Origin of the sequence: Jiangella rhizosphaerae, assembly GCF_003579925.1 — a bacterium.
Taxonomy (GTDB): Bacteria; Actinomycetota; Actinomycetes; order Jiangellales; family Jiangellaceae; genus Jiangella; species Jiangella rhizosphaerae.
The window spans coordinates 13,565-40,033 of record NZ_QUAL01000087.1 but is presented as its reverse complement, the minus strand read 5'-3'; the positions used below and the strand labels follow the sequence as shown (position 1 = coordinate 40,033).

The 26,469-nt window shown below is 72.6% G+C and carries 22 protein-coding genes; 14 read left to right on the top strand and 8 right to left on the bottom strand.

Annotation, left to right across the window (positions count from 1 at the left end; all coding sequences use genetic code 11):
- Positions 1–54 precede the first annotated feature (54 nt).
- Both DY240_RS09640 and DY240_RS09635 read left to right on the top strand, forming a co-directional pair.
- Positions 55–1,221, top strand: coding sequence for an acyl-CoA dehydrogenase family protein (locus tag DY240_RS09640; RefSeq protein ID WP_119659711.1), 1,167 nt, complete (start codon positions 55–57; stop codon positions 1,219–1,221).
- Positions 1,222–1,246: 25 nt separating this feature from the next.
- Positions 1,247–2,776: an acyl-CoA carboxylase subunit beta gene (locus tag DY240_RS09635; RefSeq protein WP_119659710.1), complete on the top strand. Its 1,530-nt coding sequence runs from the start codon at positions 1,247–1,249 to the stop codon at positions 2,774–2,776.
- Between the two features lie 6 nt (positions 2,777–2,782).
- Here DY240_RS09635 and DY240_RS09630 read toward each other — a convergent pair whose 3' ends face one another.
- The 6 genes from DY240_RS09630 to DY240_RS09610 form a co-directional block, all read right to left on the bottom strand.
- Positions 2,783–3,463, bottom strand: a complete 681-nt coding sequence (locus tag DY240_RS09630; protein WP_233552678.1) for a Maf family protein — start codon at positions 3,461–3,463, stop codon at positions 2,783–2,785.
- Positions 3,464–3,545: 82 nt separating this feature from the next.
- Positions 3,546–4,946, bottom strand: coding sequence for a dicarboxylate/amino acid:cation symporter (locus DY240_RS09625; RefSeq protein WP_119659708.1), 1,401 nt, complete (start codon positions 4,944–4,946; stop codon positions 3,546–3,548).
- Between the two features lie 65 nt (positions 4,947–5,011).
- Positions 5,012–5,089: a putative leader peptide gene (locus DY240_RS34025; RefSeq protein ID WP_369124145.1), complete on the bottom strand. Its 78-nt coding sequence runs from the start codon at positions 5,087–5,089 to the stop codon at positions 5,012–5,014.
- A 402-nt stretch (positions 5,090–5,491) separates the two neighbouring features.
- The gene (locus tag DY240_RS09620) at positions 5,492–7,156 is read right to left on the bottom strand and encodes a DUF885 domain-containing protein (RefSeq protein ID WP_119659707.1); all 1,665 of its coding nucleotides are present in this window, start codon (positions 7,154–7,156) and stop codon (positions 5,492–5,494) included.
- A gap of 26 nt (positions 7,157–7,182) precedes the next feature.
- Positions 7,183–7,395, bottom strand: coding sequence for an acyl-CoA carboxylase subunit epsilon (locus tag DY240_RS09615; RefSeq protein WP_119659706.1), 213 nt, complete (start codon positions 7,393–7,395; stop codon positions 7,183–7,185).
- A gap of 23 nt (positions 7,396–7,418) precedes the next feature.
- Positions 7,419–9,020 carry an acyl-CoA carboxylase subunit beta gene (locus DY240_RS09610; protein ID WP_119659705.1) on the bottom strand — a complete coding sequence of 534 codons (1,602 nt, stop codon included), beginning with the start codon at positions 9,018–9,020 and terminating at the stop codon, positions 7,419–7,421.
- Between the two features lie 107 nt (positions 9,021–9,127).
- On the opposite strand from DY240_RS09610, the gene DY240_RS09605 reads away from it, so the two are divergent.
- Genes DY240_RS09605 through DY240_RS09570 form a run of 8 tightly spaced genes read left to right on the top strand, consistent with a single transcriptional unit; the run spans position 9,128 to position 16,946 of the window.
- Positions 9,128–11,785: a phosphoenolpyruvate carboxylase gene (locus tag DY240_RS09605; RefSeq protein ID WP_119659704.1), complete on the top strand. Its 2,658-nt coding sequence runs from the start codon at positions 9,128–9,130 to the stop codon at positions 11,783–11,785.
- Positions 11,785–12,525 carry a biotin--[acetyl-CoA-carboxylase] ligase gene (locus DY240_RS09600; RefSeq protein WP_119659703.1) on the top strand — a complete coding sequence of 247 codons (741 nt, stop codon included), beginning with the start codon at positions 11,785–11,787 and terminating at the stop codon, positions 12,523–12,525. Before DY240_RS09605 ends, DY240_RS09600 begins: the two co-directional genes overlap by 1 nt.
- Before the next feature lie 48 nt (positions 12,526–12,573).
- Positions 12,574–13,083 carry a PH domain-containing protein gene (locus DY240_RS09595; RefSeq protein ID WP_119659702.1) on the top strand — a complete coding sequence of 170 codons (510 nt, stop codon included), beginning with the start codon at positions 12,574–12,576 and terminating at the stop codon, positions 13,081–13,083.
- Positions 13,080–14,102 carry an adenylate/guanylate cyclase domain-containing protein gene (locus DY240_RS09590; RefSeq protein ID WP_119659701.1) on the top strand — a complete coding sequence of 341 codons (1,023 nt, stop codon included), beginning with the start codon at positions 13,080–13,082 and terminating at the stop codon, positions 14,100–14,102. Before DY240_RS09595 ends, DY240_RS09590 begins: the two co-directional genes overlap by 4 nt.
- Positions 14,099–14,503: an NUDIX domain-containing protein gene (locus tag DY240_RS09585; RefSeq protein ID WP_119659700.1), complete on the top strand. Its 405-nt coding sequence runs from the start codon at positions 14,099–14,101 to the stop codon at positions 14,501–14,503. The genes DY240_RS09590 and DY240_RS09585 overlap by 4 nt, the downstream gene beginning before the upstream one ends.
- 10 nt (positions 14,504–14,513) lie before the next feature.
- Complete coding sequence (locus tag DY240_RS09580) at positions 14,514–15,236, top strand: nucleotidyltransferase family protein (protein ID WP_119659699.1); 723 nt, start codon at positions 14,514–14,516, stop codon at positions 15,234–15,236.
- Positions 15,237–15,259: 23 nt separating this feature from the next.
- The gene (locus DY240_RS09575; RefSeq protein WP_119659698.1) at positions 15,260–16,045 is read left to right on the top strand and encodes an enoyl-CoA hydratase/isomerase family protein; all 786 of its coding nucleotides are present in this window, start codon (positions 15,260–15,262) and stop codon (positions 16,043–16,045) included.
- Position 16,046: 1 nt separating this feature from the next.
- Positions 16,047–16,946, top strand: a complete 900-nt coding sequence (locus DY240_RS09570; protein WP_199701179.1) for a hydroxymethylglutaryl-CoA lyase — start codon at positions 16,047–16,049, stop codon at positions 16,944–16,946.
- A gap of 5 nt (positions 16,947–16,951) precedes the next feature.
- Here the strand turns inward: DY240_RS09570 and DY240_RS09565 are convergent, their stop codons facing one another.
- On the bottom strand, positions 16,952–17,476 hold the full coding sequence (locus tag DY240_RS09565; protein ID WP_199701178.1) for a GtrA family protein: 525 nt from the start codon (positions 17,474–17,476) through the stop codon (positions 16,952–16,954).
- 151 nt (positions 17,477–17,627) lie between these two features.
- Between DY240_RS09565 and DY240_RS09560 the strand changes: the two genes are divergently transcribed.
- The 4 genes from DY240_RS09560 (at position 17,628) to DY240_RS09545 (ending at position 21,767) form a co-directional block, all read left to right on the top strand.
- A complete protein-coding gene (locus DY240_RS09560) occupies positions 17,628–18,752 on the top strand; it encodes a 5-(carboxyamino)imidazole ribonucleotide synthase (protein ID WP_119659695.1) in 1,125 nt (374 codons plus the stop codon).
- Positions 18,753–18,765: 13 nt separating this feature from the next.
- Positions 18,766–19,290: a 5-(carboxyamino)imidazole ribonucleotide mutase gene (purE, locus tag DY240_RS09555; RefSeq protein WP_199701186.1), complete on the top strand. Its 525-nt coding sequence runs from the start codon at positions 18,766–18,768 to the stop codon at positions 19,288–19,290.
- 104 nt (positions 19,291–19,394) lie between these two features.
- Positions 19,395–20,462 carry a type IV toxin-antitoxin system AbiEi family antitoxin domain-containing protein gene (locus DY240_RS09550; protein WP_119659693.1) on the top strand — a complete coding sequence of 356 codons (1,068 nt, stop codon included), beginning with the start codon at positions 19,395–19,397 and terminating at the stop codon, positions 20,460–20,462.
- Between the two features lie 357 nt (positions 20,463–20,819).
- Complete coding sequence (locus tag DY240_RS09545) at positions 20,820–21,767, top strand: serine protein kinase RIO (RefSeq protein WP_233552676.1); 948 nt, start codon at positions 20,820–20,822, stop codon at positions 21,765–21,767.
- 55 nt (positions 21,768–21,822) lie between these two features.
- Here DY240_RS09545 and DY240_RS09540 read toward each other — a convergent pair whose 3' ends face one another.
- Positions 21,823–26,244, bottom strand: a complete 4,422-nt coding sequence (locus DY240_RS09540) for a S8 family serine peptidase (protein WP_147375258.1) — start codon at positions 26,242–26,244, stop codon at positions 21,823–21,825.
- Positions 26,245–26,469 lie beyond the last annotated feature (225 nt).

The following is a 26,469-nucleotide window of genomic DNA, read 5'->3' as shown; positions in this document are numbered from 1 at the left end:
GGCCCCGGCCTCCAACTTACGTTAACGTAAACGTCAAGTACGGGAGGTGCGACGATGTTCGAGCTGTCCGCGGAGCACGAGGAGTTCCGCGCGGTCGTCCGCGACTTCGCCCGCGAGCGCATCGCGCCGCACGCGGCGGAGTGGGACCGCAAGCACGAGTTCCCCGTCGACGTGGTGCGGGCGATGGGCGAGCTGGGGCTGTTCGGCCTGACGGCGCCCGAGGAGTACGGCGGCGCCGGCGGCGGCCTCACCAGCCTGTGCGTGGCGATCGAGGAGATCGGGCGGGTCGACCAGTCGCTGGGCATCACGCTCGAGGCCGCCGTCGGCCTCGGCATCACGCCGATCCTGACCTACGGCACCGACGAGCAGAAGGCCCGCTGGCTGCCCGACCTCGTCGCCGGGCGGGCGCTGGCCGGGTTCGGCCTCACCGAGCCCGGCGCCGGCTCCGACGCGGGGGCGACGGCGACCCGCGCGGTGCTCGACGGCGACGAGTGGGTCATCGACGGCGCCAAGCAGTTCATCACCAACTCCGGCAGCGAGCTGACCAGCTGCGTCACCGTCACGGCCCGGACCGGCGAGCGGCCGGACGGCAGCGCGGAGATCTCCGCGATCATCGTCCCGGCCGGAACGCCGGGCTTCGTGGTCGAGCCGGCCTACGACAAGCTCGGCTGGCACGCGTCCGACACCCACCCGCTGACGTTCGACGGGGCGCGGGTGCCGGCCGACCACCTGCTCGGCGAGCGCGGCCACGGGTTCGCCCAGTTCCTGGCGACGCTCGACGACGGCCGCATCGCCATCGCCGCGCTGGCGGTGGGCTGCATCCAGGCGATGCTCGACGCGTCGGTCGGCTACGCGCACGAGCGGACGTCGTTCGGCGTGCCGATCGGCGCCAAGCAGGCGGTCGCGTTCCAGATCGCCGACCTGCACGTCATGGCGCAGGCCGCCCGGCTGCTCACGTACCGGGCGGCGGCCCTGCGCGACACCGGCGCGCCGGCCGAGCAGGTCAAGCAGGCGGCGGCGTCGGCCAAGCTCTACGCGACGGAGTCCGCCGTCACCGCCACCCGGGTCGCCACGCAGGTGCACGGCGGCTACGGGTTCATGGAGGAGTACCCGGTGGCCCGCTTCTACCGCGACGCGAAGATCCTCGAGATCGGCGAGGGGACCAGCGAGATCCAGCGCCTGGTGCTCGCGCGCGGACTGGGGCTGCCGGTTCAGGCATGATCGTGCCGTGAACGAAAGGGGCGCCGTGGGGCGCGACCACTACGCCGAGGTCGACGCGGCCCGCAAGGCCACCGAGGTCCCGTCGGACAGCGGCGCCGCCAAGCTCGCCGCCCAGGGCAAGCTCTACGTCCGCGACCGCATCGACCTGCTGTTCGACGCCGGCACCTTCGTCGAGGACGGCCAGCTGGCCAACGCCCTGGCCACGAATCTGCCGGCGGACGGCGTCGTCACCGGCCGCGGGCTGGTCGAGGGCCGGCCGGCGCTGGTCGTCGCCAACGACCCCACCGTCAAGGCCGGCTCCTGGGGCGCCCGCACCGTCGAGAAGATCGTCCGCGTCACCGAGACCGCGCTGCGCGACGAGCTCCCGGTGTTCTGGTTCATCGACTCCGCTGGGGCGCGCATCACCGACCAGGTCGAGCTGTTCCCCGGCCGCCGCGGCGCCGGACGCATCTTCCACAACCAGGTCGCGCTGTCGGGCAAGGTCCCGCAGATCTGCTGCCTGTTCGGGCCCAGCGCGGCGGGCGGCGCCTACATCCCGTCGTTCTGCGACGTCGTCATCATGGTCGAGGGCAACGCGTCGATGTACCTCGGCTCGCCGCGGATGGCGGAGATGGTGGTCGGCGAGACAGTGACGCTGGAGGAGATGGGCGGCGCCCGCATGCACGCGACGGTGTCCGGCTGCGGCGACAACCTCGCCGCCGACGACGCCGAGGCGATCGAGCAGGCGAAGGCGTTCTTCTCCTACCTCCCGGGGTCGTGGCGGCAGGCGCCGCCGTCGTACGCGCCCGGCGGTGCGGCCCGCGAGTTCACCCGCGACCTCGTCCCGGCCGAGGAATCGGTCGGCTACGACATCCACGACGTCATCGACGCCATCATCGACGGCGACTCGTTCTTCGAGGTCAAGCCGCTGTTCGCGGCCGAGCTGGTCACCGGGTTCGGGCTGCTGGAGGGCCAGCCGGTCGGCATCGTGGCCAACCAGCCCGCGGTCAAGGGCGGCGTGCTGTTCACCGACTCCGCGGACAAGGCGGCGCGCTTCATCTGGCTGTGCGACGCGTTCAACGTGCCGCTGGTCTACCTGGCCGACGTGCCCGGCTTCATGATCGGCTCCGAGGTCGAGCGGCAGGGCATCATCCGGCACGGCGCCAAGATGATCACCGCGGTCGCGGAGGCGACGGTGCCGACGGTGTCGGTCATCGTCCGCAAGGCCTACGGCGCCGGCCTCTACGCGATGTGCGGCCCCGGCTTCGGCCCCGACGCCTGCCTCGCGTTGCCGACGGCGAAGATCGCCGTCATGGGCCCGGAGGCCGCCGTCAACGCCGTCTACTTCAACAAGATCGCCGCCATCGAGGACGACGACGAGCGCGCCGCGTACGTCGCCGGGCTGCGGCTGGAGTACGAGGCCGACATCGACATCCTGCGGCTCGCGTCCGACCTCGTCATCGACGCGATCGTGGAGCCCGAGGAGCTACGGGGCCAGCTGGTCGCCCGCCTGGCGGCCGCCGCGGGCAAGGACCGCCGCTTCTCCGAGCGCCGCCACGGCGTCCCGCCGGTCTGAGCCGCGTCAGCGGGCCGCTCTGCGGGCGCGGCGGCGGACCGGCTCGTGGTCGGGGTCGGTGCGCCACAGCTCGGTGATCGAGACGCCGAGCCGGCCCAGCAGGGTCCGCAGCAGCGGCAGCGACAGCCCGACGACGCCGTGGTGGTCGCCGTCGATGGCGGTGACGAACGGGCCGCCCAGGCCGTCGATGGTGAACGCGCCGGCCACCCGCAGCGGCTCGCCGGTGGCGACGTAGGCGCGGATCTCGGCGTCGGAGAGGTCGGCGAAGTGCACCGTCGTGCTGGCGGTGTCGCCGAGGGCGCGGCCGGTGCCGCCGTCGTCCGGTTCGCGCAGGTCGATGAGCCAGTGGCCGGTGTGCAGCACGCCGGACCGGCCGCGCATGCGCTGCCAGCGGCGCAGGGCGTCGACGGAGTCGGCGGGCTTGCCGTGGATCTCGCCGTCGAGCTCGAGCACGGAGTCGCAGCCGAGGACGATCATGCCGGTGAACGTCCGGCCCGCGACCTTCTCGGCCTTGGCCCGCGCGAGGAGCAGCGGGACGTCGTGCGGCGGGAGCGGCCCGCGCTCGCGCGCGGCGGCCAGCACCGCGTCCTCGTCGACGCCCGAGACCTGGACGACGGGTTCGATGCCGGCCGAGCGCAGGGTCGCCAGCCGGGCGGGGGACTGGGAAGCGAGCAGCAGGCGCACCACGGACCTCACGTTACCGAAAATGATCATCGGCGGTCGATGCCTGAAACGGAATCGACCGCCGACGATCATCGGGTGATCATGGTCATGCAGAGGTTAACGCCAAGTCGGGCGTCTTGTCTCGCTCCTCGCCCCCGTCGGCGAACACGTCACCGCGCCGGTCGGAGTTGTAGACCTCCAGGTCCAGCAGGCCCTCGCGCTTGGCGACGATGGTCGGGACCAGCGCCTGCCCGGCGACGTTGACCGCCGTGCGGCCCATGTCGAGGATCGGGTCGACGGCCAGCAGCAGGCCCACACCCGCCAGCGGCAGGCCCAGCGTCGACAGCGTCAGCGTGAGCATGACGGTGGCGCCGGTCGTGCCGGCGGTCGCGGCCGAGCCGACCACGGAGACCAGCACGATCAGCAGATAGTCCGACACCGACAGGTCCAGGCCGAAGAACTGCGCGACGAAGATCGCGGCGACCGCCGGGTAGATCGCGGCGCACCCGTCCATCTTCGTCGTCGAGCCGAACGGGACCGCGAACGACGCGTAGGACCGCGAGACGCCGAGGTTGCGCTCGGTGACCTGCTCGGTGACCGGCAGCGTGCCGACCGACGAGCGCGACACGAAGGCCAGCTGGATGGCCGGCCAGGCGCCGGTGAAGAACTTGACCGGGTTCAGGCCGTGCGAGCGCAGCAGGATCGGGTAGACGACGAACAGCACCAGCGCCAGGCCGATGTAGATCGCCAGCGTGAACCGGCCGAGCGAGCCGATGGCGTCCCAGCCGTAGTCGGCGACGGCATAGCCCAGCAAGCCGATGGTGCCGATCGGGGCCAGCCGGATGATCCACCAGAGCACCTTCTGCACGATCGACAGCGCGGCCCGGTTGAACGCGAGGAACGGCTCGGCCTTGTCGCCCAGCTTCAGGGCGGCGATGCCGATGGCCGCCGAGATGACCACGAACTGCAGCACGTTGAAACTGAGGCTGGTGGTGGCCGCGCCGCTCTCGGGGTCGAGCGACGTGTTCGCCGTCAACGCGAGGAAGTTCGTCGGCACCAGGCTGGTGAGGAACGCCCACCAGTCGCCCGTGCGGCCCGGCTCGGCCGCCTGGTCCTGGGTGACGGACGTGTGCTCGCCCGGCTGGAGGACCAGGCCGAGCGCGATGCCGATGGCGACCGCGATCAAGGCGGTGATCGCGAACCACAGCAGCGTCTGCCCGGCCAGCCGGGCCGCGTTGGTGACGTTGCGCAGGTTCGCGATGCTCGCGACGATCGCGGTGAAGATCAGCGGGATGACGGCCGCGCGCAGCAGGTCGACGAAGAGCCCGCCGACGGTGTCGAGAGTGCTGGTCAGCCAGTTGGGGTTGCCGTCGGCGGCCGGGCCCAGCTCACGGGCCACGAGCCCCAGGACCACGCCCAGCGCCAGGCCGATGAGGACCTGGACCGAGAACGACGGCAGGCGAAGGCGGCGCGACGTGGGCGCGCCGGCGGTCGCGGTTTCGGACATGCGAAGACCTTCCGGAAACGGGGGAAGACAGGGGGAGGGGAGGGAACGCGCGTGGGCGCGCTGATCTAGCCGCGACAGGCAGAGCTGGCCTGACGTCGCAGATCGACGTGCAGGCGCTGCGTGAGACCCCAGATGTTCACCATGTCAGCGTGCTCAACGAGCGGGTTGACGTGGGTATTCCCGTTTCCGCCAGAATTTCGCGACCAGTGGCGAATGACGTAGGTCACAGGCGTGAGTCGGAGCGTGTGGCGCCGTTAGTTGTGGCGTTGCTGCTTGTGGACGGCGATGATCATCAAGGACCGTGTACGTCACTAGGCGTTCTCGTGCTGTACCAGGCATGCATGCCTAGTGATGTGGGAGAACGCCTGGTGATGGCGCTCGAATCACGGTGAAAATCTCACCAGGTGGACGCTGAACGACACCAAACTCAGCCTGAGACGGGCCGAACGCCCGGCGCCGTCGCCGCTCTTCCCTTTGAGCCTGATAGCTGCCAGTTCTCAGCCGGGGCCAAGGCGCCACCAGACCACCGCTTTCCCGCGAACCGTTCAGAGGCGGGCGAGCGCCTCCTGGAGCGGGTCGAGCCCGATCGAGCCGAGGTCGAGCGCCGCGCGGTGGAACTCGCGCAGGTCGAACGCGTCGCCCTTGCGGCGCCGGGCGTCGTCGCGGGCGGCGAGCCAGATGCGCTCGCCGATCTTGTACGACGGCGCCTGTCCGGGCCAGCCGAGGTAGCGGTCGAGCTCGAAGCGGAGGAACTCGTCGGGCATGCGGCAGTGGGCGCGCAGGAACGCGTACGCCGACTCCGGGGTCCACACGCCGGCCGGCAGCCCGTCGGCCGCGACCAGCGAGGCGGGGATCTCCTTGCCCAGGTGGAAGCCGATGTCGACGACGACGCGGGAGGCGCGGAACGCCTGGCTGTCGAGCATGCCGAGGCGGTCGCCGGGGTCGTCGAGGAAGCCGAGGTCGGCCATCAGCCGCTCGGCGTAGAGCGCCCAGCCCTCGCCGTGGCCGGACACCCAGCACAGCAGCCGCTGCCAGCGGTTGAGCACCTCCCGGCGGTAGATGACCTGGGCCACCTGCAGGTGGTGGCCGGGCACGCCCTCGTGGAAGACGGTCGTCGTCTCGCGCCAGGTGGAGAACTCCTCGACGCCTTCGGGGACGGACCACCACATGCGGCCGGGCCGGCTGAAGTCCTCGCTCGGGCCGGTGTAGTAGATGCCGCCCTCCTTGGTGGGGGCGATGCGGCACTCCAGGCGGCGGATCGGCTCGGGGATGTCGAAGTGCACGCCGCTCATCGCCTCGACGGTGCGGTCGGAGAGCTTCTGCATCCACTCCTGCAGCGCGTCGGTCCCGGCGATCTTGCGGGCGGGGTCGGCGTCGAGGGCGGCGACGGCGTCGTCGACGGTGCCGCCGGGGACGATGTCATGCGCGACCTCGGCCAGCTCGGTCTCGATGCGGGCCAGTTCGGCGACGCCCCACTCGTAGGTCTCGTCGAGGTCGACCGCGGCGCCGAGGAAGTACCGGGAGGCGACGGCGTAGGCGTCGCGGCCGACGGCGTCGTGCTCGCGCGCCGCGGGTGCCACCGTCGCGCCGAGGTAGCCGCCGAACGCGCGGTACGCCTCGGACGCCGCGGCCGCGGCCACCTCGAGCTCGGCGCACAGCGACTCAGGGCCGCTGGCCGCGAGCCCGGTGAAGAACGTGTCGGCGACCCGCCCGGCCTGCTCGGCGACGGCGAGCACCTGACGGCGGGCCGGCGGCAGACCCGCGGCGATGTCGGCGTCCATGGTCCGCCGATACTGCTCCAGCGCCGTCGGCACGTCCCGCATGCGGGCGGCGATGTTCGCCCACTGCTCGTCGGTGTCGGTGGGCATCAGGTCGAACGTCTCGCGGACCCAGTGCATGGGGCTCTCGATGACGTTGAGGTTGCGGTTCAGACCGGCGTCGTCCATCTCGAGGTCCAGCGACAGCCGCTCCTGCATCGCCTCGCCCGCGACCCGCTCGCGCTCGTCGGCCGCGGTGGCGGTGCCGAGCGCGGCGAGGGTGCGCTCCGCGAGCGCCCGGCGCTGCGCGAACCCGTCCGGCGACAGATCCGTGCTCTGCGCGTCGTAGCCGCTCAGACCGGCGTAGGTGGCGGTGTAGGGGTCGAGGGCGGCGTACTCGTCGACGTAGGCGTCAGCGATCTCGTCGACGGTGCGCGGCTGCGGAGTCGTCACGAGGGTGACCCTATCCGCCGAGGACGTCAGCGCGGCAGTGCGCTGGCCCGCCAGGCGCCGGCACCCGGCGCCAGGGGCGCTCGCCGCGTCGACCAGTACGACGACCACGCCGACCGCGGCGGTTCGGACGGCGCGCGCCCGCCCGCCGCCTTCGCCGTCAGCACGACGACGAGCGCGGCCAGCTCCTCGTCGGTGGGCGTCCCGTTGACGACGCGGAACAGCGGCGGCGTCTCGCTCACGTCATCCACCCTAGCCGCCCTGTTCACAGCGGGATGTTGCCGTGCTTCTTCGGCGGCAGAGTCTCGCGCTTCGTGCGCAGCGCCCGCAGCGCCTGGGTCACCGCGACACGGGTGCGCGACGGCTCGATGACGGCGTCGACGTAGCCGCGCTCGGCGGCGACGTACGGGTTGGCCAGCGTGTCCTCGTACTCCGTGATGAGCTGCGCTCGCCGCTCGGCGGGGTCGTCGGCGTCGGCCAGCTCGCGGCGGTACAGGATGTTCACCGCGCCCTGGGCGCCCATGACGGCGATCTGCGCGGTCGGCCACGCGAGGTTGACGTCGGCGCCGAGGTGCTTGGAGCCCATGACGTCGTAGGCGCCGCCGTAGGCCTTGCGGGTGATGATCGTGACGAGCGGCACGGTCGCTTCGGCGTAGGCGTAGATGAGCTTCGCGCCGCGCCGGATGATGCCGTTCCACTCCTGGTCGGTGCCGGGCAGGAAGCCGGGCACGTCGACGAACGTCAGCACCGGGATGTTGAACGCGTCGCAGGTGCGCACGAACCGCGCGGCCTTCTCCGACGCGTCGATGTCGAGCGTGCCGGCGAACTGCAGCGGCTGGTTGGCGACGACGCCGACGGACTGCCCCTCGACGCGGCCGAAGCCGACGATGATGTTGCCCGCGAACAGCGGCTGCACCTCCAGGAAATCCGCGGAGCCGTCGGCAGCGACATCCATGACGGCCTCCACCACCGCGTGCATGTCGTACGGCTGGTTCGCGCTGTCCGGGACCAGCGTGTCGAGCGCGAGGTCGGTGTCGGTGAGCTCCAGCGAGGCGGCGGCGCCGGGGAACGACGGCGCCGGGTCGAGGTTGTTCTGCGGGAGATAGGACAGCAGCGCCTTGACGTAGTCGACGGCGTCGGCCTCGTCGGCGGCCATGTAGTGCGCGTTGCCGCTCTTGGTGTTGTGCGCGCGGGCGCCGCCGAGGTCCTCGAACCCGACGTCCTCGCCGGTGACGGTCTTGATGACGTCGGGGCCGGTGATGAACATGTGTGACGTCTGGTCGACCATGACGGTGAAGTCGGTGATGGCCGGCGAGTACACGGCGCCGCCGGCGCACGGGCCCATGATGAGCGAGATCTGCGGGATGACGCCCGACGCGTGCACGTTGCGGCGGAAGATCTCGCCGTAGAGGCCCAGCGAGACGACCCCCTCCTGGATGCGCGCGCCGCCGGAGTCGTTGATGCCGATCATCGGGCAGCCGGTCTTCAGCGCGAAGTCCATGACCTTGACGATCTTCTCGCCGAACACCTGGCCGAGGCTGCCGCCGAAGACGGTGAAGTCCTGCGCGAACACCGCGACCTGGCGGCCGTCGACCGTACCGAAGCCGGTGACGACGCCGTCGCCGTAGGGCCGGTTCTTCTCCATGCCGAACGCGGTGGACCGGTGCCGGGCCAGCTCGTCGAACTCGACGAACGAGCCCTCGTCGAGCAGCATGGCGATGCGCTCGCGGGCGGTCTTCTTGCCGCGTGCGTGCTGCTTCTCGACGGCGCGCTCGGAGCCGGCGTGCACGGCGTCGTCGATCCGCTGCCGCAGGTCGGCGAGCTTGCCCGCGGTGGTGTGGATGTCCGGAACGTCGTGCGTGGTCATCTCGTCGCCTCCGTGATCTGGTGGAGCCCTAGCAGGGTAGAGCACGTCGCGTCTCGCACTGTGGGGCACGGCCGCGGCGTTCCACGTGGGCTGTCTACGCTGAGCGCATGGCCTCCACTGCCACCGGATCCCGCGAAGCCGCGCGCTTCGAGATGCCCGAACGGCTGCGCGCCGACGTGCGGCAGCTCGGCGACGCGCTCGGCCAGGTGCTGCGCGAGTACGGCGGCGACGGCCTGCTGGCCGACGTCGAGCGGTTGCGCGAGCTGACCATCGCCTCGCACCACGAGGACCAGACGGTCGCCGACGACGCCGCCACCCAGGCCGAGCAGCTGGTCGCGTCGTGGACGCTGGAGCGCGCCGACGAGGTCGCGCGCGCCTTCACCGTCTACTTCCACCTGGTCAACGCCGCCGAGGAGTACCACCGCGTCCGCTCGCTGCGGGCCGGCGACCGCGCCGACCACCCGCTGGCCGGCACCGTCGCCAAGGCGGTCGAGGACGTCGCCCGCCTCGCCGGCCACGACAAGGCCAAGCACCTGCTCGACGGTCTGGAGTTCCGGCCGGTCCTGACGGCACACCCGACGGAGGCGCGCCGCCGGGCCATCGTCACCGCCATCCGGCGCATCGCCACCCTGCTCGAGCGCCGCGACGACCCCCGCCTGGGCGCGTCGGAGGACGCCGAGACGCAGCGGCAGCTGCTGGAGCAGATCGACGTGCTGTGGCGCACGGCGCCGCTGCGGGTCGACCGTCCCGGCCCGCTCGACGAGGTCCGCACCGCGATGTCCGCCTTCGACGACGTGCTGTTCCACGTCGTGCCGCAGGTGTACCGGCGTGCGGAGATGGCGCTGGCCGGCGGCTCCGACGCGGTCGCCGCGCCGCAGGTGCCGGCGTTCGTCCGGCTCGGCTCCTGGATCGGCGGCGACCGCGACGGCAACCCGCACGTCACCAGCGCCGTCACCCGGCAGGCCATGGCCATCCAGTCCGACCACGTGCTGCGGGCGCTCGAGTCGGCCACCGCCCGGGTCGGACGCGGGCTGACGCTCGACGCCGCCACCACGCCCGCGGCCACCGAGCTGCGCCGCATCCTCGCCGACGCCCAGGCCGCCCAGCCCGAGCTGTACACCGAGCTGGCCTCGCGCTCGCCCAACGAGCCGCACCGCATCGCCGTCCTGTACGCGGCCGCCCGCATCGGCGCCACCCGCCGCCGCGACGCCGACCTGTCCTACGCCTCGGCGGCGGAGCTGCTGGCCGACCTGCGCGCCGTCCAGGCCAGCCTGGCCGAGGCCGGCGCCGCGCGGCAGGCCTACGGCGAGCTGCAGGGCCTCATCTGGCAGGTCGAGTCGTTCGGCTTCCACCTCGCCGAGCTCGAGGTCCGCCAGCACAGCGCCGTGCACCGTGCCGCGCTCGAGGAGATCCGGGCCGGCGGCGTGCTGTCCGAGCGCACCGAGGAGGTGCTGGCCACCATCCGGGTGATGGCGCAGATCCAGGCCCGGTTCGGCCCCGACGCCTGCCGCCGCTACGTCGTCTCGTTCACCCAGTCCACCGACGACGTCGCCGCCGTGTTCGAGCTGGCCCGGTACGCCCTCGACGGCCGGCCGCTCGCGCTCGACGTCGTGCCGCTGTTCGAGACCGGCGCCGACCTCGCGGCCTGCGTCGACATCCTCGACGGCGTGCTCGAGCTGCCCGAGGTGCGGTCGCGGCTGGAGGAGACCGGCCGGCGCATGGAGATCATGCTCGGCTACTCCGACTCCGCGAAGGACGTCGGCCCGGTGTCGGCGACGCTGGCGCTGTACGACGCGCAGGACCGGCTGACGGCGTGGGCCCGCGAGCACGAGCTGACGCTGACGATGTTCCACGGCCGCGGCGGGGCGCTGGGGCGGGGCGGCGGGCCGGCCAACCGGGCGGTCCTGGCGCAGGCGCCGGGCTCGGTCGACGGGCGGTTCAAGCTGACCGAGCAGGGCGAGGTCATCTTCGCCCGCTACGGCGACCCCGCCATCGCGCGGCGGCACATCGAGCAGGTCGCGTCAGCCGTGCTGCTGGCGTCGACGCCGGCGGTGGAGGAGCGGGCCCGCGCGGCCGCCGTCGAGTTCGCCTCCGTCGCCTCGGTGCTCGACACCGCCGCCCGCGAGGCCTACCACGCGCTCGTCCGCACCGACGGCTTCCCCGAGTGGTTCGCCCGGGTCACCCCGCTGGAGGAGGTCGGCTCGCTACCCATCGGCTCGCGCCCGGCCCGCCGCGGGCTGACGGTGTCGTCGCTGGACGACCTGCGGGCCATCCCGTGGGTGTTCTCGTGGTCGCAGACCCGCGTGACGCTGCCCGGCTGGTACGGCCTCGGCTCCGGCCTGGCCGCCGTCGGCGACCTCGACGTGCTGCGCCGCGCGTACGAGGAGTGGCCGCTGTTCACCGTGATGATGGAGAACGCGGAGATGTCGCTGGCCAAGTCCGACCGCCGCATCGCCGCGCGCTACCTCGCGCTCGGCGACCGGCCGGAGCTGACCGAGCGCATCCTCGCCGAGCACGCGCTGACCACCCGGTGGGTGCTCGACGTCACGGGGCACAGCCGGCTGCTCGAGGACCGCCACGTGCTCGGCCGCGCCGTCGCGCTGCGCAACCCGTACGTCGACGCGCTGTCGTACCTGCAGGTCCGGGCGCTGCGGGCGCTTCGGCAGGACGAGGTCGCGGCCGGGTCGGCGGAGGAGGCGGCCACCCGGCGGCTGCTGCAGATCAGCGTCAACGGCGTCGCGGCGGGCCTGCAGAACACCGGCTGATGTGGGACGTGCACAGGGTCGCCACGACGGGGTCGACGAACGCCGACGTCGCCGCGGCGGCCCGTTCCGGCGCCGCTGAGGGCTACGCCGTCGTCGCCGGCCACCAGAGCGCCGGCCGCGGCCGGCTGGACCGCCGCTGGGAGGCGCCGCCCGGCACGGCGCTGGCGATGTCGTTCCTGCTCCGGCCCGACGGCGTGCCCGTCACCCGGTGGTCGTGGCTGCCGCTGCTGGCCGGGGTCGTCGTCGTCGACGCCGTCGCCGCGGCGGCCGGGGCGACGGCCGTCCTCAAGTGGCCGAACGACGTGCTGCTCGACGGCGGCAAGCTGTCCGGGATCCTCGTCGAGCGGGCCGAGACGCCGCCCGGGCCGGCCGTCGTCGTCGGCATCGGGCTCAACGTCGCGCAGACGCCGGAGCAGCTGCCGGCGGGCGGGGCGTCGCTCGCGCCGTACGGCGCCCGGGCCGACGACGTGCTCGACGCGGTCGCGTCCCGGCTGGCCGCGCGGTACGCGGCGTGGCGGTCCGCCGGAGGCGACCCCGGCACGTCCGGGCTGGCCGCCGACTACGCCGCCCACTGCGACACCATCGGCCGCGACGTCCGGGCCGAGCTGCCCGGCGGCGAGGCCGTCGTGGGGCGGGCCGCCGGCGTCGACGACGCCGGCCGGCTGCTGATCGCGTCGTCCGCCGGCGGTGACCCGGTCGCCGTCGGCGCCGGCGACGTCGTCCACTTGCGGCCGCGCTGAAAGGGCTGCAGTTCTCGCCGGCGGGCGCGACGTGCCAGGATTCACGTCATGGGGTTTTCCGAGAAGCACCTCAGTGACGACGAGCAGGTGATCTACCACCTGCACACGCACGTCAAGGCGCTCATCGTGCCGGTGCTCGTGCTGCTCGTCCTGGCCGCGGGGGTGGGCTTCGGGCTCGGCGCGCTGCCCGACGGCGAGCTGGTCGGCACGGTCGGGCGCTGGGCCATCGTCATCGTCGGCATCGTGGTGCTCGGCGTGTGGGTCGTCTGGCCGTTCCTCACCTGGCTGACCACGACGTACACCATCACCAGCGAGCGGCTGGTCACCCGGCGCGGCATCATCACCCGCACCGGCCGCGACATCCCGCTGCGGGTCATCAACGACGTCGCCTACGAGATGCAGCTCAACGACCGCATCCTGCGCTGCGGCACGCTGGTGGTGTCGGCCGCCAGCGAGCAGGGCCAGGTCCGGCTCGACGACGTCCCGCGCGTCCAGCAGGTGCAGCTGCGGCTCAGCGAGCTCGTGCGCGAGGCGCACGACGAGGACGACCGCGCGTGACCCTGCCGCCCGAACCACCGCGGAAACCGACCCCCGACGAGCTCGAACGGCTGCTGCTCGGTGCGTCCCGCCGCTATACCCGGGAACAGATCGCCGAGGGCGCCGGGCTCACCGTCGACGAGGTGACGCGGTACTGGCGGGCGCTGGGCTTCCCGGACGTCGGCGAGGAGCAGGCGTTCACCGTCTGGGACATGGAGGCGCTGCGCGGCGTCACCGAGCTGGTGCGCGACGACGTCGTCGACGAGGCCACCGCGGTGCAGATGGTGCGCGCGCTGGGCCGCATGACGGGCCGGCTGGCCGAGTGGCACGTCGAGACGCTCGCCGAGATCATCGAGGAGAACGAGGCCGCCGGCCACGGCACCGGCAGCCGGCTGACGTCGGCGTACCTGGTCGCGCAGAAGCTGCTGCCGGAGTTCGAGCGGCTGCTCATCTACGCGTGGCGCCGCAAGCTGGCCGCGTCCGTCAACCGGCTGGTCGCCATCGGCCGCATCGGCGACGCACCGCTGCTGGCCGCGCCCGCGTCCGTCGGCTTCGCCGACCTCGTCTCGTTCACCCGGCTCTCCCGCGGCCTCAGCGTCGACGAGCTGGGCGAGCTGGTCGAGCGGTTCGAGGCCACCACGAACGACGTCATCTTCGGCACCGGCGGGCGGGTGATCAAGACGCTCGGCGACGAGGTCGTGTTCACCGCCGACGACCCCGAGACGGCGGCGCTGATCGGCTGCCGGCTGGTCGAGGAGATCGGCGAGAACGCCGACCTCCCCGACATCCGGGTCGGCATCGCGACCGGCCCGGTCGTGGCCCGCCTGGGCGACGTCTTCGGCACCCCGACGAACCTCGCCGCCCGCCTGACGGCGCTGGCCGAACGCAACACCGTCCTGATCGACGACGTGACGGCGAAGGAGCTCGCCGACGCGCCCGCCTTCGCGCTGCGCGCCCTGCCGCCGACGACGGTCCGCGGGCTGGGCGTCGTCAACGCGTTCACCGTCTCACCGCGCCGCGAGCCCCAGGTGCCGGAGTGAGCGTCGAGCACCGCGTCGCCGTCGCCGTGCTGGTGGACGGCCACCGCGTCCTGATGTGTCACCGGCGGGCCGACCGCACCTGGTACCCCGACGTCTGGGACTTCCCGGGCGGCCACCTGGAGGACGGCGAGACCGCGGTCGACGCGGCGCGGCGCGAGTGCCGCGAGGAGCTCGGCATCGAGGTGGCGGCGGCCCACGAGGAGCTGGGCCGGTGGGTCGAGGGCGACGAGGACATCACGTTCGTCCGGCTGCTGAGCTGGGACGGGACGCCGCGCAACGTCGCACCCGAGGAGCACGACGACCTGCGCTGGGTCACCCTGGCCGAGGCGCTGGAGCTGACGCTGGCCGACCCGCGCTACCCGGACCTGCTGCGGCGCGTTCTCGTCGGCCCGGGCGTGTAGTGTCCGCGACATGACGAGCGGAACGCCGGTTCGCCAGGCCGTGATCCTCGCCGGTGGGCAGGGGTCGCGGCTCAAGCCGTACACCGACACCGTGCCGAAGGTGATGATCGAGATCGCCGGCCGGTGCATCATCGACCACCAGCTCGACTGGCTGGCCGAGGCCGGCGTCACCGACGTCGTCGTGTCGGCCGGGCACCTCAGCGAGGTCCTGCTGGCCCACCTCGACACCCGCGAGCTGCCGGTGCGGGTGCGCACGGTGGTCGAGGACCAGCCGCTGGGCCGCGGCGGCGGGTTGAAGTACGCCGGCACGCAGCTGCCCGCCCCCGACGAGGGCTGGTACGCGCTCAACGGCGACATCTGGACCCGCTTCGACCTGCGCGCCATGACGGCCTACCACCTCGAGCGGCAGGCCGTCGCCACCATCGCGCTGGCCCGGCCGCGCATGCCGTGGGGCGTCGTCGAGCTCGACGAGCTGGGCCGGGTCACCGACTTCGTCGAGTCGCCGCCGTCGCCCTACCCGATCAACGCCGGCGTGTACGTGTTCTCGCCGCGCATCCTCGACCTGCTGCCCGACGTCGGCGACCACGAGCGCACGACGTTCCCGTCGCTGGCGAAGGAGCGGCTGCTGGCCGGCTACCCGATCGAGACGTACTGGCGGGCCATCGACACCGCGAAGGACCTCACCGAGGCCGCCAAGGAGCTCGCGGCGCTGCGTCAGACGCTGGGGGACTGAGCGGCCCCGTTAGGGTGTTGCCCATGGGCAGTGTGACGATCAACCGGCTCGATGACGCGCCGGGTGTAACAGAGCTGGTGCTCGACCGGCCCGAGGCGCACAACGCGCTCTCCACCGACCACGCGCGGCAGATCGTCGCCGCCACCGAGGAAATCGCCGCCGACCCCGCCGTCCGCGCCGTCGTGCTGTCGTCGGCGGCGCCCAAGGCGTTCTGCGTCGGCGCCGACCTCAAGGAGCGCAACACCATCGACGACGACGGCCTGCGGGCGCAGCGCGTGGTGTTCCGGGCGATGTTCACCGGCCTGCTGGAGCTGCCGGTCCCGACCATCGCGGCGGTGCACGGCTACGCGCTCGGCGGCGGGCTGGAGCTGGCGCTGTCCTGCGACCTCATCGTCGCCGAGGAGACCGCCGTCGTCGGGCTGCCGGAGGTGTCCGTCGGCGTCATCCCGGGCGGCGGCGGCACCCAGCTGCTCACCCGTCGCCTGGGCTGGAGCCGGGCCGCCGACCTCATCTTCACCGCCCGCCGGCTCGACGCCGCCGAGGCGTACCGGCTGGGACTCGTCGACCGGTTGGTGCCGGTCGATGCGGCGCGGCCGGCCGCGCTGGAGCTGGCGGGTGTGGTCGCCGGTCATTCGCCGGTCGGCGTGCGCAACGCGAAGCGGGCCATGCGGCAGGGGTTCGACGCCCCGCTGGCGGCCGGTCTGGACATCGAGGACGCCGCCTGGCGCGCCACCGCGTTCAGCGGGGATAGAAAGGAAGGCGTCGCGGCGTTCAACGAGAAACGGCGTCCGGATTGGCCAGGTGAGTGACGTGGCGTTCCCAGCGAAGGTGAGCGTGCGCGAGGTCGGCCCGCGCGACGGCCTGCAGAACGAGGACCCCATCGCGACCGACGCCAAGGTCGAGCTCATCGACGCCCTCGCGACGACCGGCGTGCGGCGCATCGAAGCGGTGTCGTTCGTGCACCCCAAGGCGATCCCGCAGATGGCCGACGCCGACGACGTGTGGTCGCGGGTCCGGCGCGACCCCGGCATCCGCTACTCCGCGCTGGTCCCGAACCTGCGCGGCGCCGAGCGGGCGCTGGCCGCCGGGTTCACCGAGCTGGAGGTCGTCGTGTCGGCCTCTGACACCCACAACCGGCGCAACATCAACCGGACGACGGAGGAGTCCCTGAGCGACCTGCCGGAGCTGGCCGAGAAGGTGCACGAGGCCGGCGGGACGCTGCAGCTGATCGTGTCGACGTCGTGGGGGTGCCCGTACGAGGGCGACGTGCCGGTGTCGCGGGTGCTCCGGGTCGTGGAGCGCGGCGTCGCGGCCGGCGTCGACTCGCTGGTCTACGGCGACACCACCGGCATGGCGACGCCGCCGCGGGTGACGCGGCTGGTCGAGGCGACGCGGTCGGCCCACCCCGGCCTGCCGCTGGGACTGCACTTCCACAACACCCGCGGCACCGGCCTGGCCAACGTCTACGCGGCCCTGGAACTCGGCGTCGACGACTTCGACGCCTCGGTCGGCGGCCTCGGCGGCTGCCCGTACGCGCCCGGCGCGTCGGGCAACATCGCCACCGAGGAGCTGGTCTACCTGCTCGAGGACATGGGCATCGACACCGGCATCGACCTGCCGGCGCTCATCGAGGTGGCCGGCCTCGCCGAGCGGCTGGTCGGCCGCAAGCTCGACTCGCAGGTGCTGCGGGCCGGCCCGGCCGTCCGCTGAGCTCGTTACGTCGTCTGTTCCTGCACCTGGACCCGGTGCGCCGGGAACACCCAGGTGCGGTACGACCAGAACCGGAACAGCGTGCCCAGCAGCAGCCCGACCACGTTGGCGGCGATGTTGTCGGCCAGTGGTCCGGACAGCCCGAGCACGTAGCGGGAGAACCCGAGGCAGGCCAGAGCGATGCCCAGGCCGATGCCGTTGAGCACGAAGAACAGCGTGTACTCGCGGGCCAGGCCGGTGCGGGCGCGGTGCCGGAACGTCCACAGCCGGTTGCCGGTGTAGGTGACCGTGGTGGCGCCGACGACGGCGATGGTCTTGGCCCACAGCGGGGAGTCGTGCAGCGGGCCGATGCCGTCGGCGCCCCAGAACAGCAGCGCGTTGAAGATCGCGAGGTCGACGACGAAGCCCACGCCACCCACGGTGGCGAACTTCGCGGCCTCGCGGATCAGGTGGTGCAGGCCGTACCAGAGTCGGGACACCGCACCCGGCAGACGCGGGGTGCGGCGTTTCGGCGGTGCGGTATCGAGCACGCGCCCAGGGTAAGGCACAACGCCCGGATCAGGACATCCCGCGCGGTTTGCGCAGGTCAGCGGCTGATCGTTCGTCTCACGACCTGGGCCGGCGGGCCGTGCCGTACGCTCGTGGCCTGTGGGTGATGATGCGACGTGGCCCGTGGTGGGCATGGTCGGCGGAGGCCAGCTGGCCCGGATGACCCAGCCGGCGGCGATAGCGCTCGGCGTGCGGCTGAAGGTCCTGGCCGCCGGGCCGGAGGAGTCGGCGGCGCAGGTGGTCAACGACCCGGTGGTCGCCGACGAGAAGGCGCTGGCCGACCTGCGTGCGTTCGCCGCCGGGTGCGACGTCCTGACGTTCGACCACGAGCACGTGCCGCCCGCCCATCTGCAGGCGCTGGAGGCCGACGGCGTGCTCGTCCGGCCCGGGTCGGCGGCGCTGCTGCACGCCCAGGACAAGGGCGTCATGCGGTCGCGGCTGACCGAGCTGGGGATCCCGTGCCCGCGGTGGACCGTGGTCGCGACGCCGTCCGACGTGGCGACGTTCGCGGCGTCGGTGGGCGGTGACGTCGTGCTCAAGACCACGCGCGGCGGCTACGACGGCAAGGGCGTCTGGCTGGTCTCGTCCGACACCCCCGCCGAGGTGGTCGCCGAGCCGTTCCGCGCGGGCGTCCCCGTCCTGGCCGAGGAGCGCGTCGACTACGCGCGCGAGCTGTCCGCCGTCGTCGCCCGCTCGCCGCACGGCCAGGCCGTCGCGTACCCCGTCGTCGAGTCGGTGCAGCGCGACGGCATCTGCGTCGAGGTGGTCGCGCCCGCGCCCGGGCTGCCGTCCGACCTGGCCGTGGAGGCCCAGCGGCTGGCGTTGACGGTGGCCTCGTCGCTCGATGTCGTGGGCGTGCTGGCGGTCGAGCTGTTCGAGACCACCGACGGGCGGCTGCTGGTCAACGAGCTGGCCATGCGGCCGCACAACTCCGGGCACTGGTCCATCGACGGCGCCGTCACCAGCCAGTTCGAGAACCACCTGCGGGCCGTGCTCGACCTCCCGCTGGGTTCGCCGGCCGCGCGGGCGCCGTACACCGTCATGGTGAACCTGCTGGGCGGCGACCTGCCGGAGGTGTACTCGACCTACCGGCACGTCATGGCCCGCGATCCCGGGCTGAAGGTGCACTGGTACGGCAAGGGCGTGCGGCCGGGCCGGAAGGTCGGCCACGTGACGGCCTACGGTGCCGACCTGGACGACCTGCGCTCGCGGGCGTGGCATGCGGCGGACTACATCCGAGGGGTCATCGATGAGTGAGGTTTCCGGCCTGGTGACGGCGCGGGGTTCGGGTGCGCCGCTGGTCGGCATCGTGATGGGCTCCGACTCCGACTGGCCGGTGATGTCTCTGGCCGCCTCGGCCCTGGACGAGCTGTCGGTGCCGTACGAGGTCGGCGTGGTGTCGGCGCACCGGATGCCGCAGGCGATGCTGTCGTACGGCTCGGCCGCCGCCGGGCGCGGGCTGCGGGTGCTGATCGCCGGCGCCGGCGGGGCCGCGCACCTGCCCGGCATGCTGGCCTCGGTGACGTCGCTGCCCGTCGTGGGTGTGCCGGTGCCGCTGAAGTACCTCGACGGTCTGGACTCGCTGCTGTCGATCGTCCAGATGCCGGCCGGTGTTCCGGTGGCCACGGTGTCCGTCGGCGGCGCGCGGAACGCCGGCCTGCTGGCGGCACGCATCCTCGGTACGTCCGACGACGCCCTGCGCTCCCGCCTGGACGACTTCCGCTCCTCCCTGGAGACCGCCGCGACGGAGAAGGGCGCCGCCCTCCGCGCCCGCCTCACCTCCGACAGCGCCTGAGCCGAACCGCCCCTTTGTCCACAGCGGCGACGTAGACGTCGTGCCTGTCCACAGATTGCGCGGTGCCACTGTCATCCGGGCGCGGCTCCGCGCACGCTGACCGTATGCCTGGACCCCTGCGATGCATCTCCGACGACATCGTCGAGTTGCTGAGACGCGGCAACGGGATCGTCGACCTCGCAACGGCGGGCCGAGCCGGCGTCGGCGGCAACAGGCTGCGCCGCCTGGCGGACACCGGTCTGCTGGTGCGGCTGGCACCCGGCTGCTTCGCGTCGGCCGCGGTCCTGGAGTCTGCCTCGTCGTGGGAGCGACACCGGCTTCGGTCCCGCGCCTTCGCGTTGTTCAGCGGGTCGAGAACGTTCCTGACCGGCTGGTCGGCGGCGGTCACGTGGCAAGTGCCGACCGTCGGGCGAGCGCCTGAGCGAGTGTTGGCGATTCGGCCTGCCGAGGCCGGGCACAGTGTTCGGCACGGGCAGTACGGCGACATCAGAGTGGTCCGCATCCCGGCCGGCCAGGCGTGCCAGGTCCAGGGCATCGGACTGATGCGGCCGGGCTGGGCGGTGGCCGATGCCGCGCGGATGGGGCCGATCCTGCCGGCCCTGGTCGCGGCGGACGCCGTGGCCGCCGCCGGACTCGATCTCGACGACGCGATCGGCGGTATGGCCGGCTGGCCCGGGATTCACCGCGCGCGGTGGGTGGCGGAGCACGCCGATCCAAGGGCGGAGTCGCCGTTGGAGACACTCGGGCGGTTCGCCTGTCTGCAGTTCGACCTGCCACTGCCGGTGAGTAACGCGTGGGTCGGCGACATCGAGCCGGAGTACCGGGTGGACGGGCTCTGGCCGTTCCACGGGGTCGTCTTCGAGGCCGACGGAGCCCTCAAGTACGACAACCGTCCCGACGCGTCCCGCATCGTGTCCCGGCAGGGCGAACGGGAGTGGCGGCTGCGGCGGCTCGGCCTCGAGGTCGTCCGGTTCGGCTGGGACCTCGCCTGGCGGAGACGAGCCGAGTTGGCCGGCCGGTTCGCCGCGTTGCTGCGGGACAACCCTCCGGACGGCCGGCCGGTTCGCTGGTGGAAGCACGTGCCGGGGGTCGGCGCCGTCGAGCCCGAGGCGGCGGACTGGCCGTCTCCGGGGCCGAGCGGCGTCGTCCTGCCCGCAGGCTGGGAACGCTGACCGTCACCGAACCCCGGATACTCGAATTTCCTCCGTACCGGGGCGGTTCCGGGTCGCGGTGCGACGGAAATTCGAGTATCCGGCAGTTCGGCGCGGTGGCGGAAATTCGGTTGCGGCGGTGGGCGCCGAACCGGTTAGCTGGGCCCGCATCAGGACCGGCCGGCGTCGTGCAGACGTCCGGCGGAGGCGAAGGGAGGCGTGTCCAGATGGCTGCCCACTCGAGGCGGCGCGCTGTCGTCTGCGCGCCATACGGCCCTCATTTCGCCGTTCCCACCGCCTGACGCCGGAACACTCGCACGCCGAGTACGTCACACCCCGAGCACGCGGTGGGGACCTCCTCGTCAGGAGACCACCGCAGTGCCGAACCACGATGAGTTCCGTCCCATGCGCTCCCGCGGGCGCGCCCGCACCCGTGAGGACCGCGCCGAGGTCGCCGAGCGCAGCCTCGACGACACCTTCGCCTACTACGCCGCCAAGTACGGTCTCACCCCGCCCGGCGAGCCCGCGGTCAGCGACGACCCGCCGTACGGGGACCGCTGGACCACCTGGGACGACTCGACGGCGGGGCAGCGCGGCCCGCAGCCGTACCCGGACTGGGTCGTCACCGAGCTCGGCGCGGTCGACACCGAGCTCGGCATCCTCAAGACCGGCAAGGAGGCCGACGTCTTCCTGCTGGAACGCTCGGTCCCCGGCAGCGACCGGCGCACGCTGATGGCGGCCAAACGGTACCGCGACCCCCAGCACCGCATGTTCCACCGCGACGACGGCTACCGTGAGGGCCGCCGCGACAAGAAGTCGCGCGTCAACCGGGCCATCGCCAAGGGCAGCGCGTTCGGCCGCGAGGCCGTCGCCGGGCAGTGGGCGCGTGCTGAGTTCGACGCGCTCGTCGCCCTGTGGTCGGCGGGCGTCGCCGTCCCGTACCCGGTGCAGATCCTCGGCACGGAGCTGCTCATGGAGTTCATCGGTGACGACGGCGGCAACGCGGCGCCGCGGCTGGCCCAGCTGCGTCCGGACCCCGCCGAGCTGGACGACCTATGGGAGCAGCTGGCGTACAACCTGTCGCTGCTGGCGCTGGCCGGGTACGCGCACGGCGACCTGTCCGTGTACAACCTGCTCGTGCAGGACGGGCGCCTGGTGGTCATCGACGTCCCGCAGATCGTCGACGTCGTCGGGAACCCGCACGGCCGCGAGTTCCTCGACCGCGACGTCCGCAACGTCGGCGACTGGTTCACCGCCCGCGGCCTCGACCCGGACCGCGTCGACCAGCTCGGCCGCGACCTCGCCGCCGACGCCCGGCTGGCCTGACAAGCACCGGCGCGGCGGACCCCCGACGGAGTCCGCCGCGCCGGTGGTGCTCAGATCAGCGGCCGTCGCCGATGATGTCGACGGTCGCCGAGGCGGGATCACCCACCCGGTAGCCGGCGCCCGGCTCGACGGTGATGGTCACCGAGCGGTCCCGTGGGCTGGGCCCGCGCCGGTCGATGACCTCGATCACCTCGGTCGCCGTGGTCTGCCCGGGAGCGAACGTGACCTCGCCGTCCAGGGCCTCGTAGTCGCGGCCCGGCCGGGTGTAGCGGCTGTTCTCGACCGAGTAGCTGACGGTCAGCTCACCGGCCGCGGCACCGGCCGGACGAGTGAAGGTGACCGCGCCGTTCGTCTCCGGCTCGACGGCGTCGGCCGTCGCCGCCACCGTGATGGCAGGCACCGACACCGTGACGCTGTCGGAGACGGTGACCTCCTGCGCGCCCGGGTTGTCGGTCACGTGCACCGCCGAGTTCGTCAGCACCGTGCCGTCCTCGACATCCGCATCGACGGTGACGTCGTAGGTGATGACGACGGGGTCGGCGTCGGGTCCGGCATAGTTCGCGCAGACGACGGTGTCGTTGGCGATGACGCCCGCCGCGCTGCCCGCGTTGACCAGCGCCGTCGCCGACGTGCCGGCGGCGTTCTCGGTGCCGATGGTGATCGGCCCGGCCAGCGGCCCGGTGATGTTGTCGTAGGCGAACACGAGGTCGTTGCTGCCGGTGAAGAGGAACGCCTCCATGTCGTACGTCCCCTGCGCGCCGGTCGGGTCGCCGGCCAGCCGCAGGTCGTCGTACTCCACGACGGCGAGGTCGTCGCCGGCCGTCGCGACCGAGACGCCGGAGTTGGCGGCCTGGTCGTAGACGATCCGCATGTCCTGCCACAGCATCGCGGCGACGTTGTTCGGCCGCACCGACGACGGCAGCGTCTGCGGCGTGCCCGGCTCGCCGCCGCCGTTCGCGGCGAAGTCGTAGACCAGGAACCCGTCGTCGGACATCCCGACGCCGGCGTACGGCTGGTCGTAGAAGCCGAACGTCCGGCTGCTCAGGGCGGTGATGACGATGCCGTCGCCTTCGAGGCCGTCCTGCGCCATGATCCCGAAGTCGGCCAGGTTCGTGTAGTCCTGCTCGCCGGTGAACGGGTTGACGCACTGAGGGTCGGTGGCGCTGGTGGTGATCACGTACGCGCCCTCGACGCCGACCAGTGTCTCGAGCGTGCCTTCCCAGGTCAGCACGCCGTCCTCGACGGTGGCCCCGCCGGTCGCCGACCCCTCGACGTACGTGGTGCCCTCGGGCAGGGTGTCGGTGATCGTGTAGGCGAGGTCCTCGGGCGTGACGTTCGGCTGCACCGTCAGCGTGTACCGGATCGTGTCGCCCGGCCCGGCGGTCTCGACCGACGCCGTCTTGGTGACGTCGTCGGCGTGCCGGTTGACGGTCACCGGGATGACGCCGATGTCGCCCGGCGAGTCCGGCGACGTCCCGAGCGCGACGGCGCCGAACCAGGTCTCGCCCGGGTCGAGGCCGGGCTCGTCGTAGAACGCGCGGATGGTGAACGGCTCGCCGGCCGGCTGCGACGCCGGCCCCTCGACCGTCAGGTTGCCCTGGTTCCCGGCCACGAGGGCGGTGCCCAGCGTGACGGTGTCGGTGCCGCCCGGCGTCGACGCGTCCCAGTTCTGTACGAGGATCCACCAGGTTCCGGCTTCGGGACTGCCGACGTCGCAGAACTCGTCGGCGCTGCCGGTCGCGCTGGCGCACACCTCGGTCGCCTCGCTCGGCGTGTCGCCGGTGCCGACGTACATGTCGAGGTCAGGCGCGGTCGAGTCGGACAGCTCGGCCACCAGCCGGGCGGCGTTCTCCGGCACGTCGACCAGGATCGTCACCGTGCCGTTGCCGTCATACGGCAGCGTGTTGGTGCTGTCCTCGACGATCGACAGCTGCTGCTCCTGCACCGGCACCAGGCCGGACACCGTCGCGGTGAAGTCGTCGATCTCGATGGCCTCGATCGGCGTGGACTCCTGCGAGCCGGCGTCGCGGCGGGTGTCGATGTCGATGCCGTCGGGCAGCACGCCGGTCGACGGCAGCGCGGCCACCGGCAGGTGCGCGACCGGCGCGGCCGAGCCCTCGGCCGGCGTCAGGACGACGGTGCCGAACTGGTAGGCGTCGGTCGCCGAGCCGGTGACGTCGGCCGTGATGGTCAGCTCGATGTCCTGGCCCTCGGCGATGGTGAACGTCGACGGCTCCACCGTCAGCGTGATGCCGTCGGTGATCGACTCGGTGCTGACGGTCCACGTGCCGGCGCCGGTCGAGGTGCCGGTGACGGTCCGCGTCCACTCGCAGGTCAGCAGGCACTGACGGTTGGCGAGGCTGGCGGTGTTGAGGTCCTTGACGTCGCCGCCCTCGGACGGGTCGGCGGCGGCGTACTCGGCCGGCGTGATGTCCATGACCAGGCCGGCCATCGCCGCGACGTTGAGGTCGACGCGGCCGGCGCCCATGTCGAACCAGTCGGCCGGCGAGCCGTCGGTGTCGGTGACGTCGGTGACCGACGTCGTCATCAGCGCCGACTGCGCCTCGGCCGGCGTCCAGTCGTCGCCGTGCAGCGCCTTGAGCAGCGCGTACGAACCGGCCACGTGCGGGCTGGCCATCGAGGTGCCGGAGATGAAGCCCCACGACACGTCGTTGCCGGTGCCGTTGGCGGCGAGGACGTCGACGCCCGGCGCGCTGACGACGGGCGAGATCAGCTCGATCGCGCGGTTCGGGCCGCGGCTGGAGAACGACGCCATGACGTCGCCGAGGTCGTCGGAGATCACCTCGAGGCCGCCGGACAGCGACGCCTGCTCACCGGTGACCGACGCCATCCACTGCTTCAGCGCGACGCCGTCGGCGTAGGTGATGTGCACCGCCGGGATCGCGTGCGGGTCGGCGTTGAGCGACGTCCCGCTGGCCTCGTCGTTGGCCAGGATGAAGCCCTCGGCACCGAGCGCACCGACGATCTGGCCCTTCTCGACCCGGCCGTTCTCGCCGCGGTCGCAGACGACGATCTCGCCGGTGAAGTCGGTGCCGGCCGGGAAGCCGTCGGCCAGGCACAGCGGGTTGCCCAGGTCGGCGGCGTTCACCAGCGGGAAGGCGCCGTCGGTGGCGGCGCTGAAGGCCTGGCCGCGGATGGGCGGCAGCGACTGGCCGCCGTCGGCGGTGATGTTCTGCACCTCGGCCTGCCACTGCCGGTTGTGCTGGACGGCGCCGACCGCGGTGACCCACGGGACGTCGCCGGGCGAGCCGGTGGTGGCCGCGCCGGGGCCCTCGTTGCCGGCCGAGGTGGCGACGTAGACGCCGGCGGCCCGGGCGTTGAAGAACGCGACGGAGTCGGTGTCGCTCCACGGGTCCGGCGAGGCCGACGGGCTGCCGATGGAGTAGTTGATGACGTCGACGCCGTCGGCGATGGCCTGGTTGATGCCGGCGAGCGTGGCCGCGCCGGGGCAGGTGTCGTGGCAGACGTCGTAGGCGATGATGTTCGCGTGCGGCGCCACGCCCTTGATGGTGCGGGTGGCGCTGAACTCGTGCTCGGTGCCCTCGGCGCTGTACGTCGTGGCCACCACCTGGTTGCCGGCCGACGTGCTGGCGGTGTGGCTGCCGTGGCCGTCGTTGTCGTACGGGTTCGTGCCGTCGACGCTGGTGAGGTCCCACGCGCCGATCAGCTTGTCGTTGCAGCCCCAGTCGGGGATGTAGGCGGGGTTCGCCGGGTCGCAGACGCCGACGTAGTTCCCGGCGCCGCGCGGGTTGGTGTGGTCGTAGCCGTCGCCGCCGTCCTCGGGCGCGACGACGTCGGCGAACGACGGGTTGGCGGGGTTGATGCCGGTGTCGAGGACGCCGACGACGACGCCTTCGCCCTTCGTGCCGGTGTCGCCGGCGTCGGGGGTGCCGGACCCGTCCCACAGCGCCGGCGCGCCGATCCACTCCGGCCCGACGTCGGTGTGCAGCTCCCGCTCCTGGTCGACCTGGACGGACGTGACGCCCGGCAGCTCCGCGACGGCCAGGGCCTCGTCCTTCGTCAGTTCGACCGCGATGCCGTTGAGCGCGTAGGTGTAGGTGAAGGCGACCTCGGGCGTCCGGCCGATCTCGTCGTCGATCTGCGCGACCAGCTCGGCCTGCGCCTCCTCCAGATGCCCGGCGTACGCCCGCGCCGCCCGGCTGTCCGCGTCCAGCGGCGCCGCGCCGCGGGCCTGCGGGCTGGTGGCCGCGAGGCCGTCGATGCCGCCGTCGTAGGCGGGCACGGCGGGCTGGTCGAGCTGCACGATGTACAGCTCGGGCGCGGCGGCCGTGCCGAGACGGAGGGCGACCCCCTTCTCCTGGTGCTGCACGGAGACGTCGGTCACCGCCTCCAGTTGGTCGGGCAACGGCGGTTCCGCGGGGGCGGCGCCGGCGCCCTGGGTGAGTCCCAGGGCCAGGGCCACCGCCGCCGGAAGGGTCAAGCTGCGACGCAACATGCGGGCTCCTTCGACGACGAACCCGCCGGCCACTCCGGGGCGTGGTGGCGGGTCTGCAGTACGCGCGAACGTACGAATGAGGATCGGAGCGGGCGCCGGTGACCACGCGTTGGCGTCGGCATCACCGGCCTCCTCCGGGGCGAGGGTTTTCCCGGCAGATGGCGTGCGGCAATACACAGTGCCATGAGCTGCTCGGTAACGGGTGAAACTAGACGAAGGCTGTCA